Genomic DNA, 16,548 nt, shown 5'->3' with positions numbered 1-16,548 from the left:
CGATGATCGGCGTGGTCGCGGCGATGTGCCTCACGACGGTGCAGGCCAGTGGCGCCGTGGGCACGGGTACCGCCTCGGCGGCGGCGGCGGTCTGCGCCCGGCCGCCTCAGACGGCGAACGACCAGGCGAGCGCCGGGGCCGTCGCCGTGCACCGATACCTGTACTCGCTGACCTGTGACACGGCGCCGGCCGACGGGGTGATCTCGGGCCAGAACGTCGGGCACGGCCCGCAGGCCGCCGACACCACCGGCCTGCTCGGCTACCCGCGGCTGATCGACCGGCTCGCCCAGCAGGCCGGGCACTACACGGGCATGGCGGGCCTCGACTACGAGCACGACCAGATCTTCACTCCGCAGCAGCTGAGCCTGGCCAACCAGGTGCTCGCCGGTCACGCCGGGCGTGGCGGCCTGGTCACCGTCAACTTCTCGCCGCAGAGCCCGTGGCTCAACGACGAGTCGGACATCGCCGGGAACCCGGGTGTCTGGACCAACACCCGCACCGACAACGGCCAGCTCGACGGCGTACGGCTCGCCGATCTCCTGGACCAGAACACCCCCGCCGGGAGGGTGTGGCAGCGTAAGCTCGCCCGCGTCGCCGACGCGCTGACCCAGCTGCGCGACGCGGGGGTCGTGGTGCTGTGGCGCCCGATGCAGGAGATGAACGGGTTCTGGTTCTGGTGGGGCACCACCCTGCAGAAGGACGGCGCGACCGTCTACGTCCAGCTGTGGCGCTCGATGTTCCAGTACTTCACGCAGGTGCGGCACCTGGACAACCTGCTGTGGGTCTACTCCCCGGCGACCTACCCCGCCGATCCGGGGCAGCAGACCGCCCAGAACATCAGGTCGGCCGCGTGGGCCTACCCGGGTGACGCGTACGTGGACATCGTCGCCGGCACGTCCTACGACGACAACCTGTCCATCCCGAACTACCTGGACTACCTGCGCATACCGAAGGTCGTCGGGGAGGCGGAGTACGGCCCGGGCCTGTCCGGCGCGCACGTCACGGCGGGCAGCTTCGACGACAGGCGGTACGCCACGCGGCTGCGGCAGGACTATCCCGCCGTCGCGTACTGGGTCTCCTGGCACGACTACACCCTGTCGGCGACCGAGACCGCTCACCTGTCCCTGATCGCCAACCAGAACGCCGCGAACCTGCTGAGCGATCCATACGTGATCAACGTGGACCGCGTCGCGATCCCCTCCGGGCCGAGCCCCAGCCCCAGCGCCTCCCCGAGCAGGACCCCCAGCCCGTCTCCGAGCCCGTCCCCGAGCGCGGGGGCCGGCGAATGCGCCGCCGTCTATCAGACGACCGGCGGCTGGCCGGGTCAGTTCCAGGGGCAGGTCACCGTACGCAACACCGGACGGGCGGCGCTCAACGGCTGGACCGTGTCCTGGACGTTCCCCGGCGGCGCCACCGTCGCCCAGGTCTGGAACGGCGACGCGAGCCCGTCGAGCGGCTCGCGCGTGGTCGTCAGGAACGCGTCCTACAACGGCGCGCTCGCGGCCGGCGGCTCGACGACGTTCGGGTTCATCGCCAACGGGTCCGGCTCCGGCAACACGCCGGGCAGCGTGGCCTGCACCCCCTCCTGATCTCGCCCTCCCGATCCCGCTCCTCTCACCTCGCCTGCGGGGGCATCGGCGGCACGTCCCGCCGATGCCCCACAGGCATGGTCAGATATGGCAACTTACGCAACGAATCCATCACGGTAACCGCTTTCAAATCCCGTGAGCTGCCTGTCCGTATTAATCAGATATGTCGTCCTATGGACCATGAAAATCCTTTCCGTTACAGTTCGCGGGAACCACCAATGGGATCTTCCCCCAGGTCGGCCTCGTACGGAGGCGGTGCCAGGTCCCTGGTCGTCCACCGGACTCGCGCCGGCTCCGGGGGAAGGTGCCGTGAAGAAAGGGAAACGGCCCGTGACGAGTAGCCGTTTGGCGCGTGGGGGACGCGCTCGACTACGCAGGCTGGGAATCATCACCACTTTGGGAGCGATGCTCCTCGGACTGGCGTCCACCACCACCACGGCGGCCTCGGCCGACACCGACCCCCGCGTCGGGCTCGGCGCGGGCTGGCTGGACGCCCAGGAGGCCGCCGGCAACGTGCAACTGCTGGCCCACCTGGACAAGCCGGAAGGGTTCGTCCAGCCGTCCAATCCGGGGAACTCCGCCTACGCCAACTCCGACCTGGCGTTCGCCGGCGACTACGCCTTCTCCGGCAACTACCAGGGTTTCAACATCTACGACGTCTCCAACGGCGGCAGCCCCGTGCTGAAGACATCGGTGATCTGCCCCGGCGGGCAGGGCGACCTGTCGGTGTACGGGAACCTGCTGTTCATGTCGGTCGAGGAGACCCGCGGCCGGATCGACTGCGGCACGCAGGGCGCGAGCGGCACGGTCAACCCCGACCGGTTCCGCGGCGTGCGCGTCTTCGACATCAGCGACGTCAGCCGGCCGGTGCAGGTGGCGGCGGTGCAGACCTGCCGCGGCTCGCACACCCACTCGCTGGTGACCAGTAAGAGCGAGCCGGAGAACGTCTACGTCTACGTCTCCGGCACGGCCGGGGTGCGCTCCGGCCAGGAGCTCGCGGGCTGCGCCAACACCGCGGCGGACGACCCCGGCACCTCGCTGTGGAGGATCGAGGTCATCCGGGTGCCGCTGGCCGCACCGCAGAACGCGGCGGTCGTCAGCCGGCCCCGGCTGTTCGCCGACCCCGGCACCGGGGCGATCGACGGGCTGCAGAACACCCCGCCCACGCAGCAGCACCCCTCGGGCACCAACTGGTCGCCGCGGCCGGTCACCAACCACTGCCACGACATCACGGCGTACCCCGAGATCGGTCTCGCCGCCGGAGCCTGCGCGGGCAACGGCATCCTGATCGACATCTCCGACCCGGCGAACCCCAAGCGGCTGGACGCGGTCTCCGACCCGAACTACGCCTACTGGCACTCCGCCACCTTCAACAACGACGGCACCAAGGTCGTCTTCACCGACGAGTGGGGCGGCGGCTCGGGCGCGCGCTGCCGGGTCACCGACGAGCCGTCGTGGGGCGCCAACGCCATCTACGACATCGTCGGCGGCAAGCTGCAGTTCCGCAGCTACTACAAGCTCCCCGCTCCGCAGACGACCACGGAGAACTGCGTCGCGCACAACGGCTCGCTGGTCCCGGTCCCCGGGCGCGACATCATGGTCCAGGCCTGGTACCAGGGCGGGCTGTCGGCGTTCGACTTCACCGACTCCCGCAACCCGAAGGAGATCGCCTTCTTCGACCGCGGCCCGATCAGCGCCACCTCCCTGGCGCTCGGCGGATACTGGTCGGCCTACTGGTACAACGGCCACATCTACGGCAACGAGATCGCCCGCGGCTTCGACGCCTTCAAGCTGACGCCGAGCCAGTTCCTCGACCAGGCCGAGATCAACGCGGCCGCGAGCGTGCGGCTCGGCAAGTTCAACACCCAGGCCCAGCCGAAGCTGACCTGGGAGCCGAGCTTCGACCTGGTCCGGGCGCGCTACGCGCAGGCCTTGCGGACGGGCAGGATGTCCACGGGCGCCGCCACATCGGTGAAGGTGTCGATCGACAAGGCCGAGGAGCTCAGCCAGAAGGGCCAGCGGCAGGCCGCCTCGGCGCTTCTGCTGAGTGCCGCCAAGCCGCCGCTCAAGGAGTCGGACAAGGAGCAGGCGGCTCTGATCGCGGCACTCAAGGACCTCGCCGCGGCGCTGACCGCGACGCAGCCGGCCGACAGGACCGCGCCGGTGACGAGCGCTGCGGTCGACCCGGTGCGGCCGGCCGGCGACTGGTTCACCGGTCAGGTAAAGGTCACGCTGACCGCCGCCGACGAGGTGGGGGGCAGCGGCGTCGACCACACCGAATACAGGCTGGACGGCGGCGCCTGGACGCCCTACACCGCTCCGGTCGTCCTGTCCGGTGACGGCGCGCACGCGGTGGCGTACCGCTCGGCCGACAAGGCGGGCAACGTCGAGGACATCAGGACCGTCACGGCCAGGATCGACGCCACGGCCCCGGTCACGACCTCGACGGTCCCGCCGGCGAACAGCGGCGGCGAGCACGAGGGTGACGTGCAGGTGACCCTCTCCGCGACGGACGAGACGTCCGGCACGGCGCGCACCGAGTACGCGCTGGACGCCGGTGACTGGACGCCGTACACCGGCCCGGTCACCGTCTCCGGCCCGGGTGAGCACGTGCTGCGGTACCGCTCGGCCGACAAGGCCGGCAACGTGGAGGAGGCCAAGCCGGTCAAGCTGACCATCGCCACGCCCGCTCCGCGCGTCCCGCTGACCGTGACCGCCTCCTCCCGCTGCGTGGGGACGTCGGCGCACGTGGCGGTCACGGCCGTCAACGACGCCGAGGCGCCGGCGACCGTGGCCCTGACGACCCCGTACGGCGCCAAGACCGTCGAGGGCGTGGCCCCGGCCAAGCAGGCCTACCAGTCCTTCAACGCGCGGGCCGGGCAGCTCGCGGCGGGCACGGTGACCGTCACCGGGACCGCCGTGATCGGCGGCAAGCAGGGCACCACCTCGTACGAGGTCGCCTACAACGCGATCAGCTGCGCCTGACCGCACCCGTGGTGACCCCGGCGGATAGAAAGCGGGGCCGGCCGAATCGGCCGGCCCCGCTCCTTATCGGGGTGCGAAGGTCACTCCGCGATCAGACGCGGGTCCACTTCTGGTTGTTGCCGCCGGTGCACGACCAGATCTGCACCTTCGTGCCGTTGGCCGTGCCACTGCTTGCCACGTCGAGGCACTTGTTCGCCCCGACCGCGGTGATCGTGCCGTCGGAGTTCAGGCGCCACTTCTGGTTGTTCTGGCCGTTGCAGTCCCAGATGATGACCGCGGTGCCGTCCGCCGTGCCCGCGCCGTTCACGTCGAGGCACTTGTTGCCGTAGACGCGAAGCTCGGACGCGCTGGTGGAGGTCCACTTCTGGTTGTTGCCGCCGTTGCAGTCCCAGATCAGCACCGTCGCACCGTTGCTCTGCGACGCGCCGTTGACGTCCAGGCACCGGCCCGACGCCACACCCCGCAGCGCGCTCGTCCCACCCGCGGGCGGGGTCGGCGACGCCGACGGAGACGCGGACGGGGAAGCGGACGGCGAGACGGAGGGCGACGGAGAGGGCGAGGAGGTGCCCCCGTCCTGGGCGACGCCCTTGCCGTTGAAGGTCAGCGAGTCGAAGTCGAACGAGTTCGCCGTCGACCCCTTGAACACGACGTAGAGGTCGCCGGTGCCACCCGGGTTGGTGACCTGCACCGACGGGAGGGAGACGTAGTTGTTCCATCCCCCGGTCGACGGCACCGAGCTGGAGGCGACGAGCGTCCCGGTCGGCGAGCCGGCGTGCAGTTCGATGGAGGCCCCGGTGCTGGAGGGCGCCGACACGCGGAAGGACACCGAGTCGATCCCCGACAGGTTGACCGGCGTGTAGGAGATCCAGTCACCGTTGGAGATGTCGCCGACGCGCCTGCCGCCCTCGGCTCCGGACTCGTCGACGACCCGGACGCCGCTGGAGCCGTTGTAGTGCTCGGCCTGCTTGTGCTTGGGCTGCAGGGTGATGCCGGCGTCGCCCTTCAGGCCGCCCTTGTCGGTGTAGGACGCGCCCAGGACGTAGTAGACGTTGGCCGCCTCGTCATGGCCCGAGGCGGTCGTCGTGACCGTCCCGGAGCACCCGGTGAACTGGCCGGTGTCGTGGGCGTGCTGGTCGTGGCCGAGCGCGGTGAACACGTTGACCTTGGAGCAGTCGACGGTGCCGTCCTCGGGGTCGGTGACGTTGACCGTGTAGGACACCCGGTCACCGAAGTTGATGAACCCACCGTCCGGCGGCGCCGAGAAGACGACCTTGGGACGGGTGTTGCCGACGGCGATGGTCAGCGTGATGCTGCCCGTCTTCCCGCTCGAGTCCCGTACGGTCAGCTTGGCGGTGTAGGTGCCGTTGGCGTTGTAGGTCTTCGTCGGGTTGGCCGCGGTGGAGGTGGTGCCGTCGCCGAAGTCCCAGCTGTAGGTGATCGCCTCGCCGTCGGGGTCGGACGAGCCGGCCGAGGAGAACGCGACCGTCAGCGGCGCGGCGCCCGAGTCGGGGCTGGCGCTCGCCTTGGCGATGGGGGCGCGGTTACCGACCACGTAGTCGATCCGGTAGATGGCGTCGTCGGTGTTGGCGTGGCCGAAGCCGTTGCCCCAGTCGGCCATGTAGAGCGCGCCGTCAGGGCCGAACTTCATGTCGATCGGCGCGTGCGGGGCGATGTTCGCCACGAACGGGTTGATCTTCAGGAGATTGCCGGAGGAGTCGAGGCGCATCTCCTTGACGAAGTTGCGGCTCCACTCGTACAGGAAGGTCCCGCCGTCGAAGTACTCGGGGAACTTGCGGTCGGAGGTGCTGGCCGCGTCGTAACGGTAGAACGGGCCGCCCATGGGGGCCGCGCCGCCGCAGCAGTTGATCTCCGGGAACTCCGCCGAGGCGTGGTAGTTGTACCAGACGGTCGCGGGCTTGGCGGCCGGCAGGTTGGTCAGGCCGGTGTTGTTGGGCGAGTCGTTGACCGGCGCCGAGCAGTTGAACTTCGCCCCCGAGGTGTTGGTGGAGAAGTTGAAGTCGTTGAACGGCGTGTTGTTGCCGGTGCAGTACGGCCAGCCGTAGAAACCGGGCTGCTTGATCAGGTTCCACTCGACCGTGCCCTCGGGGCCGCGGTTGGCGTTGGCGCTGCCCGCGTCCGGCCCGTAGTCGCCCACGGAGATCCAGCCGGTGACCTTGTCGACCGAGAAGCGGAACGCGTTGCGGAAGCCCATCGCGTAGATCTCCGGCCGCGTCTTGGCCGTGCCCGGAGCGAACATGTTGCCCGACGGGATCGTGTAGGTGCCGTCGGACTCGGGGTGGATGCGCAGGATCTTGCCGCGCAGGTCGTTGGTGTTGGCCGCGGACCGCTGGGCGTCGTAGTGCTCCCGGCCCGGCCGCTCGTCGATCGGGGCGTAGCCGCTGGAGGCGTTGGGGTTGGTGTCGTCACCCGGGGCGATGTAGAGGTTGCCGCCGGGGCCGAACGTGATGTAGCCGCCGGTGTGGCCCGGCTCGTCGACGTTGCGGAACGCCGGAACCTCGATGATCTTCTTCTCGCTGCTCAGGTCGAGGCTGGTGCCGTTGAAGGTGAACCTGGACACCCGGTTCACCTCGCCGCCGTTGGAGGGCGAGTAGTTGATGTAGATCCAGCCGTTGTTGGCGAAGTTCGGGTCGAGCGCGATCCCGATACCGCCGTCCTCGCCGCCATCGTACACGGACAGGGTGCCGATGACGCGAGTGCTGCCTCCGCCCGCGGGGATCAGGTTGACCTTGCCCGAGCGCGAGATGTAGAAGACCCGGCCGTCGGCCGCCACGTCCAGCTCCATCGGCTGGTCCGGCGCGCCGTCGAGGGTCACCTTCTGGAAGCGGGCCGTGATCGTGCCGCCGCAGTCGCCGGGCTCCGCGCCCGCCGCCCACTTCACCGCGCCGAGCAGGTGCTGCTTGAACAGCGGCTCGGAGTAGGAGGACGCGTTGTGGCCCATCGCGGTGGCCCACACCCGGCCGCCCTCCGGGTTGTGACACCAGGAGATCGGGTGGTCGGCGCCCATCTTGTTCGCGCCCGCGTCATAGGTGGTCTCGTCCGCGGTCACCAGCACGTGCACCGAGCCGCGCATGTTCTTGTCGAAGTTGTACCACTCCTCGGTGCGGGTCCACCGGTCCGGCAGGCCCTTGGTCGAGGGGTGGACCTTGTCGGCGACCTTGGCGGTGCCCTGCACGATCGACGAGTGCTGCGTCATGTGCGCGCCGGCCAGCACGGTCTGGTCCCACCAGGGGAACTGCGACTCGATGTTCATGTCGACGGCGTTGTGGATCGCCACGACGCCGCGGCCGCTGCGCACGTAGGCCTGCATGGCCTGACGCTGCGCGTCGTTGTCCCACACCATGCCCGACGTCTGGAGCATGATCACCGCGTCGTAGTTGTTCAGGTTCGACGTGGTGAAGACGGAGGAGTTCTCGCTCGCGTCGAGCTGGAAGTTGTTGTCCGTCGCCAGCTGCTGGAACATCGCGATGCCGGCGGAGATGGAGTCGTGCCGGTAGGCGCCGCTCGCGGTCTTGCTGAACAGCAGCACCTTGAACTGTGGCGCCGCCGCGTGCGCCACGAGTGGCACCGCGGACAGCAGCAGCCCCAGCATGGCCGCGGCCAGTGCGGGGATCAGGCGTGATCTTCGCATGAAGGATCTCCTGGGGGGTTACCGGAAGGGGTCGGAGTTGCGGGGGGTCGTGGGGTTCTCCAGTCGGGTCTCCGGTCAGGTCGTGAGGGTGCGGAGGAAGGCGAGGCCGTCGGTGGCGAGGGCGTCCTGGCTGGGGGCCAGGGGACGCCAGACGGACGCCGCGGTGGCGATGGTCTTGTTGTCGGCGGTGAAGGACTCGATCACGAGCGGGCCGGTGTAGCCCACGTCGCGGACCGCCGCGGCGAAGCCCGGCCAGTCGAAGTGGTCCGCGCCCGGGGCGCCGCGGTCGGTCCCGCACACCTGGAGGTGCGCGATCCTGTCGCCCGCCAGCCGTACGGCCCGGAGCGGGTCCTTCTCCTCGATGTTCAGGTGGTAGGTGTCGAGCGCGAGCCCGCACTCCTCCGGGAGCGCGTCGAGCGCCTGCTCCACCGTGTTGATGACGCTGGTCTCGTACCGGTTGAGCGGTTCGACGCCGATCCTGACCCCGCGCTCGGCCGCGTACGCGACGACCGGTTTCAGGTTCTCCCGCAGCTCGCCGTAGACCGCGCGCCGCTCGTCCGGGCTCATCCGCCAGGCCCGGCCGACCGAGGCGTACGCGGGCCCGCTGACCGCGGGCGCGCCCACGGTCACCGCCACGTCCACGCAGTGCCGCAGGTAGTCCTGGGTGTCCCGGACGACCTGTGGCGAGGCGTCGACCAGCTCGCGCCCCGGCGGCATCGTGAGCACGACCGACGCGCCGAGCCCGAGCCCGTCCAGGAGGGCCGCCGCCCGCCCGGGGTCCCAGTCGCCGGGATGCTCGACCGGCAGCTCGACGACGTCGAACCCCCAGTCCGCGATCCGCGGCGCGAGGCGGGCCAGGGTCTCGTCGGTGAGCGGCGAGACCCAGACCCAGGTGTTCACCCCGATCACGACGTGCCGCCCCACTTCTCGGGGTAGCCGGGCAGGTCCTCACAGCCGCAGAGGGCGTAGTGCAGCGGCGGCATGCCGGGCTTGAGGTAGGTGGCGAGGTTCTCCTGGGTGATCGCCGGCTGCGGCAGGTTCCAGACCTTCGGCACCTGCTCGCCCTTCAGGACCTTGAGGGCCGCGATGACGGGGGTGCGCCACTGGTACGTCGGGTAGGTCGGCGCGATCGCGGTCAGCTTCGCGTCGCTCCACTTCTTCAGGAAGTCCTGCTGGTCCTCGCCGTTGATCGGCGGCACGGGCTGGCCGGCGTCCTCGAACGCCTCGACGGCCGCGACGGCGGTGGCTCCGGCGTCCATCCAGACGCCGTCGATCTTGCCGTACCGCTGGATGTAGTCGCTGACCACGCTCTTGGTCTTCGCGGCGTCGCCGTCGGTGAACTCCACGCCGACGACCTGCAGGTCGCTCTTGTCGAACGCAACCTTGGCCGCCGACCACCGGGTCTCCAGCACGTCCACGCCGGGCAGGATGCGCAGGGCCAGGATCTTCCCGCCTGCCGGCACCTTGTCGACGAGGAACTCGGCCGCCGCGGCGCCGAAGGCGTAGCCGCCGATCGGCTTGATGAAGGTCACCGGGCAGTCGGTCTGCACGCCCCGGTCGAACACGATGACCGGCACCTTCGGGCAGGCCCCGGACACCGCGGGGGTCAGCGTGGCCGTGGTGTTGGGCGAGACGATCAGCGCGTCGCAGCCCTTCCCCGTCAGTTCCGCGATGTCGGAGATCTGCTTGTCGTCCTTGCCCTCGGCGTCCAGGGCGGTGAACTTCGTGATCTCCTTGTGCAGGGCGACCTCCGCCTGCATGGTCTTCCAGCCGACCTGCCGCCACGGGTTGTCGACCGCGGCGTTGGAGAAGCACAGGTGGTACGGCCCGGCCTTCTTGTAGTCGGCGGTGTCGACGAGCTGGGGATCGATGGTCTGCTCCCACGGCTTGTCGGACGGGCCGGTCGGCTGGGCCTTGCGCATCGCCATCTGGGCGTCGTAGTCGGCCTGCACGAAGAACTTCGACTGCTCCCCGGTGCCCTTGTCCGCCGGTGCGGCGGACCCGGCCGGCGCCCCGGCAGGCGCCCCGGAGGCGGAGGGCGCGGGTTTGTCGCTGGTGCACGCCGCCACCGGCAGCGTCAGCACGGCGAGCGCGGCGGCGGCGAGGAACCGCCGCGAATATGAAAGCATCGTCTTCCTTCCCTTATGAGGCAGCCGCGGCTCTCGCGCGTGGGAAGCGCACGGCTCCCAGCGCCACCGCGGCGATGATGATCACGCCCTGTACGGCCGGCTCCAGCGCCCCCGAGATGCCGTACAGGTTGAGCAGGGTGAACAGCGCCTCCAGAGTGAAGGCGCCCGCCATCGCGGCGGCCACGGAGCCGCGGCCGCCTCCGAGGGCCACGCCACCGAGCACCACAGCGGTGATGGCCTGGAACTCCAGGCCCTTTCCGACTTGCGCGGACACTCCCGCGAAGCCGCCGAGCAGGATCGCGGCGACCGCCGCGGACAGCCCGGAGATCATGAACGCCACCGTCCGGACCCGGGCGACCCGGACCCCGGACAGCGCCGCGGCGCGGTCGTTGTCCCCGGCCGCGACCAGCGTGTGGCCGAACCGGGCGCGCGTCGCCCAGACGGCGGCCGCCGCCACCACGGCGAGGATCAGGACCGACCAGGGCACCGGGCCGAGGCTCCCCCGGCCCAGCTGGCGGAACTGCTCGGACAGGGCGCCCCGGGGCGACCCGCCCGTCCAGAGGAAGACCGCCCCCGACAGGATCAGCAGCATGCCGAGGGTCGTGATGAACGACGGGACGCGGAGCAGGGTGGTGACGACCCCGTTGACCAGCCCGACGATCAGCCCGAACGCGATCATCAGGGCCAGCACGGGCCAGGTCGCCTCCGCCGAGCCGTCGATGAGCCGGGCGGCGATCACCACCTCGGCGGTGACGAGGGAGCCGACCGACAGGTCGAACTCGCCGGACACGATGACGAAGTACTGCCCGGCCGCGAGGATCACCAGCGGCGCGGCCCGTTTGACGAAGGCGAGGAAGGCGGGCGGCTCCAGGAAGTACGGGTTCACGACCGCGATCGCGACCAGCAGCCCGGCCAGCACCACGAAGATCGGCAGCGCTCGTCTCATCTGGTCCGCCTCCCGCGGGCGTAGATCGCCAGGGCGGCCACCAGGATCACGCCCCGTACGACGTCCTTGGCGAAGGAGTTGACCTCAAGCTGGTTGAAGATGCTGTCGAGGACGGCGAGGAGCAGGACTCCGCCGACGGTCCCGGCCACCCCGCCGCGGCCTCCGGCCAGCGCGGTCCCGCCGAGCACCACCGCCGCGATCGACTCCAGGTCGTACCCGCCGTCGGTGCCGACCGTCGGCGCGCCGGCCCCGAGCCGGGAGGCGAGCAGCAGCCCGGCGATCCCGGCGCAGACCGAGCAGAGCACGTGGGCGACGACCACGACCCGCTCGGTGCGCACCCCCGAGAGGCGCGCCACCTCGGCGTCCCCGCCCACGGCGTAGATCCGGTAGCCCAGCCGGGTCCGGCTGAGCAGGAGCCACGTGCACGCCGCCACCGCGGCCCACAGCAGCGCCGAGACCGGCAGCGGCCCGATCCGGTCGTACCCGAGATGCTGGAACGACTCGGGCACGCTGCCGGCCGGTCCGTCGTACCGCGCGTCCAGCGCTCCCCTGACGACCAGCGCGACCCCGAGGGTGGCGATGAAGGCGTGCACCCGGAGCCGGGTGACGATCAGGCCGTTCGCCAGTCCGATCAGCGCGCTCACCGTCAGCGCCGCGGCGACCGCGGTCGGCACGTTCGCGTCGGCGCCCGCCATGATCTCGGCGGTGACCAGCGAGGTCAGGCTGATCAGGTAGGCCACGGAGAGGTCCAGGCTGCCGGCCAGGATCACCAGCGTCTGGCCGACGGCGACGATGCCCAGCGCCGCCGACCGCTGCTGGATGCCGACGATGTTCTCCTGGCCGAGGAACGTCCCGCCGTCCAGGGCGAAGACCAGCCAGCCGAGCACGACGAGCAGGACAAGCGCGACGTAGACGGGCCGCGCGGGCCGGTCGGCCGAGATCCTGCGGAGCAACGCGCCTCCGGCGGGCACGCGCCCGAGTTTCAGCTGCTGGGTCATGACGCGGCCGCCAGGCTCATCACGGCCTCCTCGGTGGAGCCCGCGGGCAGTTCTCCGGCGAGACGGCCGTCCCGCAGCACCACGATGCGGTCGCTCATGCCGATGAGCTCGGGCAGCTCGGAGGAGATCATCAGGATGGCCATGCCGTCCCGGGCGAGCTCGCGCATCAGGTCGTGGATGGCGGCCTTGGCGCCGACGTCGACGCCGCGGCTGGGCTCGTCGAACAGCAGCACGCGCGGCGCCACCGTCATCCACTTGGCCAGCACGACCTTCTGCTGGTTGCCCCCTGACAGCAGCCGGACCTCCTGGGCGGGCCGGGGCGGGCTGAGCCGCACGCGTTCGAGCAGCCGCTCGACCCCGGTGCGGGGCTGGGGCGCCCCGGTGGCCCGGGCGACGAGCAGGGCATTGTCGCGCACCCGCTGGTTGAGCAGGAGCCCCTCGGCCTTGCGGTCCTCGGTGACCAGGCCGATCCCCGCGGCGATGGCCTCGCGGACCGAGCGGGGGCGGCGGGGCGTCATCTCGCCGGTGGTGAAGGGCTCGGCGCCGAACAGCGCCTTGGCCAGCTCGGTGCGGCCTGAACCCTGCAGCCCGGCCACCCCCACGATCTCGCCCGCGCGCAGGTCGAGATCGATGTCGCGCAGCCGCGCGTTGCCGCCGCCGCGCACGCTCAGCAGCACCTCTCCGGGTGGATCGGCCGCACGGGGCGGGTAGTAGGAGTCGAGCTCCCGGCCGACCATCAGCCGGACCAGGCCCGCGGTGTCCAGGCTCGACGCCTCCGTCGTGGTGACCAGGGCGCCGTCCTTGAGCACGGTGATCCGGTCGGCGAGGTCGAAGATCTCGCGAAGCCGGTGGGAGACGTACAGGACCGCGATGCCGCGCGCGGTGAGCCGCCGCACCAGCGTGTAGAGCAGTTCCACCTCGTGGTCGGCGAGGGGGGCGGTCGGCTCGTCCATCACCACGATCCGGGCGTTCAGCGACAGCGCCTTGGCGATCTCGACGACCTGCTGCCGCGCGACCGAGAGCCGCCGGACGAGGTCACGCGGCCCGAAGGACTCCTCGCCGAGCGACTTCAGCAGCTCACCGGTCGCCGTCTCCATCGCCGCCCGGTCGACCAGCCCCCGCCGGACGGGTTCCCGGCCGAGGAAGACGTTCTCGGCGACCGTCCGCTCCGGTAGCAGGGTGAGCTCCTGGTAGATGATCGCCACCCCGGCCCGCTGCGCCTCGACCGGGTGCCCGAACGCCACGCTCCGGCCGTCGATCTCGATCGTCCCCTCGTCCGGGGCGTGCACGCCGGCGAGGATCTTCATGAGCGTCGACTTGCCCGCGCCGTTCTCCCCCACCACCGCGTGGACCTCGCCGGCGGACACCTCCAGGTCGACGCCGCCGAGCACCCGGACGCCCAGGAAGCTCTTGCCGATGCCGGTCATCCTCAGCACGCGGCCCGCCCTCCGGGACGTGGCGCCGGAGCGGCCGGGACGAGCCCCCGCGCCGTAGGGGGTGGGGAGTCATGCACGGGGATCTCCTAAACGGGGGGCGGGACTCGTGCCGGGCCGGGCGCATGGTTCACCCGGCCGGCCACCGGGGAGGAGGACCTGGCGGCCGGCCGGCGCGCGTTCCGCTCCGGTGGACGGCGGGTGACTCGGAAGGGATTCAGCCTGGTCACGCGGGAGCGGACGAACCGATTCGGGATGAAAATAGGTCTACCAAACTTCTGTTGTCAAGCACGCTTATTTTCCTGCTGCGGAGACTTCTTCTCCCGCACCGCACCAGAGTTTCGCCACCTTCCTGCGGAAGTTGCCCATTCACAGGACAATGGCCGTGTCATAGCGACCCGGGACCCTCAACTCGCGGCGATCGGAGACCTTCCGTCCAGGGGCGTGGACGAAATGAGTATGAAACTTTCATGCTCCGCCGGAGGCCGTGCCGAGCCTGTTTTCGCACCTGCGGACCCGCTCCCCCGGGCGGACAGCCGCACGCCTCTGACATGGGAAAAGGGACTCCTGGCACCATTGGGAGAAAATCCCCCGAATCGGCGCAGACCCTCCCTCGCGAAAAAACCGGCGCGGCCCGATCAGGGCCGCGCCGGAAGTCGCGCCGGGTACGGCGAGGGCGGAGTGGGACTCCGGATACCTCGCCGTTCCCCGGGTGGACGGATGGCCTCAGACGCGAGTCCACTTCTGGTTGTTCTGGCCGTTACATGTATAGATCTGCGCCTTTGTGCCATTGGCGGTGCCGCTGACGTCCAGGCACTTGTTGGCGCCGACCGCGGTGATGCTGCCGTCGGAGTTGAAGCGCCACTTCTGGTTGTTCTGGCCGTTGCAGTCCCAGATGATGACCGCGGTGCCGTTGGCGGTGCCGCCGCCGTTGACGTCGAGGCACTTGTTGCCGTAGACGCGAAGCTCACTGGCGCTGGTGGAGGTCCACTTCTGGTTGGTGCCGCCGTTGCAGTCCCAGATCAGCACCGTCGCGCCGTTCGACTGCGAGGCGCCGTTGACGTCCAGGCAGCGGTTCGACGCCACGCCCCGCAGCGCGCTCGTCCCGCCGGCGGGCGGGGTCGGCGACGCCGACGGGGACGCGGACGGGGAAGCGGACGGCGAGACCGACGGGGACGGGGAGGGGGAGGACGACGGGCCGCTCAGTTCCTTGATGCGGATGTTGCGATACGCCACCTCGTTGCCGGCGCCGTGGTTCTGGATGCCGATGTAGCCCTGCTGCAGCGAGCGGGCCGGATCGGTGTTGGTGAAATCGTTGATCTTGGTGCCGTTCAGGAACACCTGCAGCCGCTCACCCTCCACCAGCAGCTCATAGGTGTTCCACTGACCCGGCGGGTTCAGCGCCGCGTCGCGTGCGGCGAGATCCGCCGACTTGACCCCGTAGATCGCCCCGGTCGTCTTGTCCGCGGTGTCGGTCGCGTCGATCTGCACCTCGTATCCGGTGTTGAGCGCCGTGTTCGGGTCGCTGGTGGGCGGGAACCCGACGATCACCCCCGAGTTGGAGTCGCCGGTCATCCTCCAGTCGAGCTTGAGGGAGTAGGAGCCGAACTCCTTGGCGGCGTAGTACAGCATTCCCATGCCGCCCTGGGAGGTCAGCGTGGCGTCGCTGTTGGTGAACGACCCCGGCCCGACCTGCGACCAGCCCGTCGTCGACCCGTTGTACAGGGTCGTGTAGCCGTTCTCGGGACGGCAGTCGGCGTTCGTGGCCTTGGCCGCGTAGCGGATGCCGCCGAGGAGCAGGGTGCGGAAGTTGGAATCGGAGTACGACTCCTGGGTGTGCCCGAGCCCGGTGTAGAACGACCGGCCGGACGCCTGCGGGTGACACCAGGTGATCGGGTGGTCGCCCATGTTCCCGCCGCTGTAGCTGCTCTCGTTCAGGCTCTGCAGCACGTGCACGTTGGCGCGCGGGTTGGTGCGGTAGTTGTACCACTCGTCGGTGCGCGTCCAGGTCTGGCCGAGATGGGCCGTGGCCGCGTGCGCGCGGTCCTCCTCCTTGAGGGTGGCCTGCTGGATCGCCGGGTGGTCTTTGAACCAGGCGCCCATCAGCTGCCCGTAGTAGGGCCAGTCGTACTCGGTGTCGGACGCCGAGTGCACGCCCACGTAACCGCCGCCGCCGTCCACGTACGACTGGAAGGCGGTCTGCTGGGAGGCGTTCAGCACGTCGCCGGTGGTGCTGAGGAAGATCACGGCCTTGTACTGCGCGAGGTTGCCCGTCGTGAACGCGTTCGCGTCCTCCGTGGCGTCCACGGTGAAGTCGTTGGCGGAGCCGAGCGAACGAATGGCCGTGATGCCGGCGGGGATGGAGTCGTGCCGGAACGCGGCCGTCTTGGAGAACACCAGCACCTTGAAGGCGGCGGCCTGTGCGTGGGTGGCGGGGACCACCATCGTGGCGGCGGCGGCGGTGAACGCCACCGCGGCCGACGACAGGCGTCGCAGCACCGATGTCCTCCGGTCGCTCCCCGCGCCGCGCCCGGGCGCGGCGGGGGTCAGATCTCGCAGCATGGATGTCCTTTCGTCGCGGCGCCCGGCGCGGTTCCCGTTGTCTCGGCGTTGTTGTCTCGTCGAGGGGTGGGGCCGTGCCGGGCGTCGCATCAGGGGGTGGATCGGGTGGGAAGTGGTCTGTGCGAGGGCGTCAGACGCGGGTCCACTTCTGGTTGTTGGCGCCGGTGCAGGACCAGATCTGGACCTTGGTGCCGTTGGCGGTGCCGCTGCTCGCCACGTCCAGGCACTTGTTCGCCCCGACCGCGGTGATCGTGCCG

General features: G+C 70.3%; 10 protein-coding genes. 2 read left to right on the top strand and 8 right to left on the bottom strand.

What is annotated here, in order from left to right:
* Positions 1 to 2: 2 nt before the first annotated feature.
* Both F5972_RS30335 and F5972_RS37555 read left to right on the top strand, forming a co-directional pair.
* The gene (locus F5972_RS30335; protein WP_191910388.1) at positions 3 to 1,589 is read left to right on the top strand and encodes a glycosyl hydrolase; all 1,587 of its coding nucleotides are present in this window, start codon (positions 3 to 5) and stop codon (positions 1,587 to 1,589) included.
* 405 nt (positions 1,590 to 1,994) lie between these two features.
* Positions 1,995 to 4,574, top strand: coding sequence for an LVIVD repeat-containing protein (locus F5972_RS37555; RefSeq protein ID WP_191910387.1), 2,580 nt, complete (start codon positions 1,995 to 1,997; stop codon positions 4,572 to 4,574).
* A 91-nt stretch (positions 4,575 to 4,665) separates the two neighbouring features.
* On the opposite strand, the gene F5972_RS30325 is transcribed toward F5972_RS37555, so the two are convergent.
* From F5972_RS30325 to F5972_RS30290, 8 genes are all read right to left on the bottom strand, one after another.
* Complete coding sequence (locus F5972_RS30325) at positions 4,666 to 8,223, bottom strand: lectin (RefSeq protein ID WP_150938418.1); 3,558 nt, start codon at positions 8,221 to 8,223, stop codon at positions 4,666 to 4,668.
* 75 nt (positions 8,224 to 8,298) lie between these two features.
* Entirely contained in the window at positions 8,299 to 9,132 is an 834-nt protein-coding gene (locus F5972_RS30320) for a sugar phosphate isomerase/epimerase family protein (RefSeq protein WP_150938416.1), read from the bottom strand.
* Positions 9,129 to 10,352, bottom strand: coding sequence for a substrate-binding domain-containing protein (locus tag F5972_RS30315; RefSeq protein WP_150938414.1), 1,224 nt, complete (start codon positions 10,350 to 10,352; stop codon positions 9,129 to 9,131). The genes F5972_RS30320 and F5972_RS30315 overlap by 4 nt, the downstream gene beginning before the upstream one ends.
* A 13-nt stretch (positions 10,353 to 10,365) precedes the next feature.
* Positions 10,366 to 11,298, bottom strand: a complete 933-nt coding sequence (locus F5972_RS30310) for an ABC transporter permease (RefSeq protein WP_150938412.1) — start codon at positions 11,296 to 11,298, stop codon at positions 10,366 to 10,368.
* Entirely contained in the window at positions 11,295 to 12,296 is a 1,002-nt protein-coding gene (locus F5972_RS30305) for an ABC transporter permease (protein WP_150938410.1), read from the bottom strand. Before F5972_RS30305 ends, F5972_RS30310 begins: the two co-directional genes overlap by 4 nt.
* On the bottom strand, positions 12,293 to 13,723 hold the full coding sequence (locus F5972_RS30300; RefSeq protein ID WP_225312051.1) for a sugar ABC transporter ATP-binding protein: 1,431 nt from the start codon (positions 13,721 to 13,723) through the stop codon (positions 12,293 to 12,295). Before F5972_RS30300 ends, F5972_RS30305 begins: the two co-directional genes overlap by 4 nt.
* 732 nt (positions 13,724 to 14,455) lie before the next feature.
* The gene (locus tag F5972_RS30295) at positions 14,456 to 16,291 is read right to left on the bottom strand and encodes a ThuA domain-containing protein (RefSeq protein ID WP_225312033.1); all 1,836 of its coding nucleotides are present in this window, start codon (positions 16,289 to 16,291) and stop codon (positions 14,456 to 14,458) included.
* Between the two features lie 130 nt (positions 16,292 to 16,421).
* Complete coding sequence (locus F5972_RS30290) at positions 16,422 to 16,541, bottom strand: RICIN domain-containing protein (RefSeq protein WP_225312050.1); 120 nt, start codon at positions 16,539 to 16,541, stop codon at positions 16,422 to 16,424.
* Positions 16,542 to 16,548 lie beyond the last annotated feature (7 nt).

The organism is Microbispora cellulosiformans, assembly GCF_008728085.1.
Classification (GTDB): domain Bacteria; phylum Actinomycetota; class Actinomycetes; order Streptosporangiales; family Streptosporangiaceae; genus Microbispora; species Microbispora amethystogenes.
This window is presented reverse-complemented; position numbering and strand designations above follow the sequence as displayed.

Coding starts and splice junctions, on each gene's coding strand:
- F5972_RS30335 (WP_191910388.1), top strand. CDS start 3: ATGATCGGCGTGGTCGCGGCGATGTGCCTCACGACGGTGCAGGCCAGT.
- F5972_RS37555 (WP_191910387.1), top strand. CDS start 1,995: ATGCTCCTCGGACTGGCGTCCACCACCACCACGGCGGCCTCGGCCGAC.
- F5972_RS30325 (WP_150938418.1), bottom strand. CDS start 8,223: ATGCGAAGATCACGCCTGATCCCCGCACTGGCCGCGGCCATGCTGGGG.
- F5972_RS30315 (WP_150938414.1), bottom strand. CDS start 10,352: ATGCTTTCATATTCGCGGCGGTTCCTCGCCGCCGCCGCGCTCGCCGTG.
- F5972_RS30310 (WP_150938412.1), bottom strand. CDS start 11,298: ATGAGACGAGCGCTGCCGATCTTCGTGGTGCTGGCCGGGCTGCTGGTC.
- F5972_RS30305 (WP_150938410.1), bottom strand. CDS start 12,296: ATGACCCAGCAGCTGAAACTCGGGCGCGTGCCCGCCGGAGGCGCGTTG.
- F5972_RS30300 (WP_225312051.1), bottom strand. CDS start 13,723: ATGACCGGCATCGGCAAGAGCTTCCTGGGCGTCCGGGTGCTCGGCGGC.
- F5972_RS30295 (WP_225312033.1), bottom strand. CDS start 16,291: ATGCTGCGAGATCTGACCCCCGCCGCGCCCGGGCGCGGCGCGGGGAGC.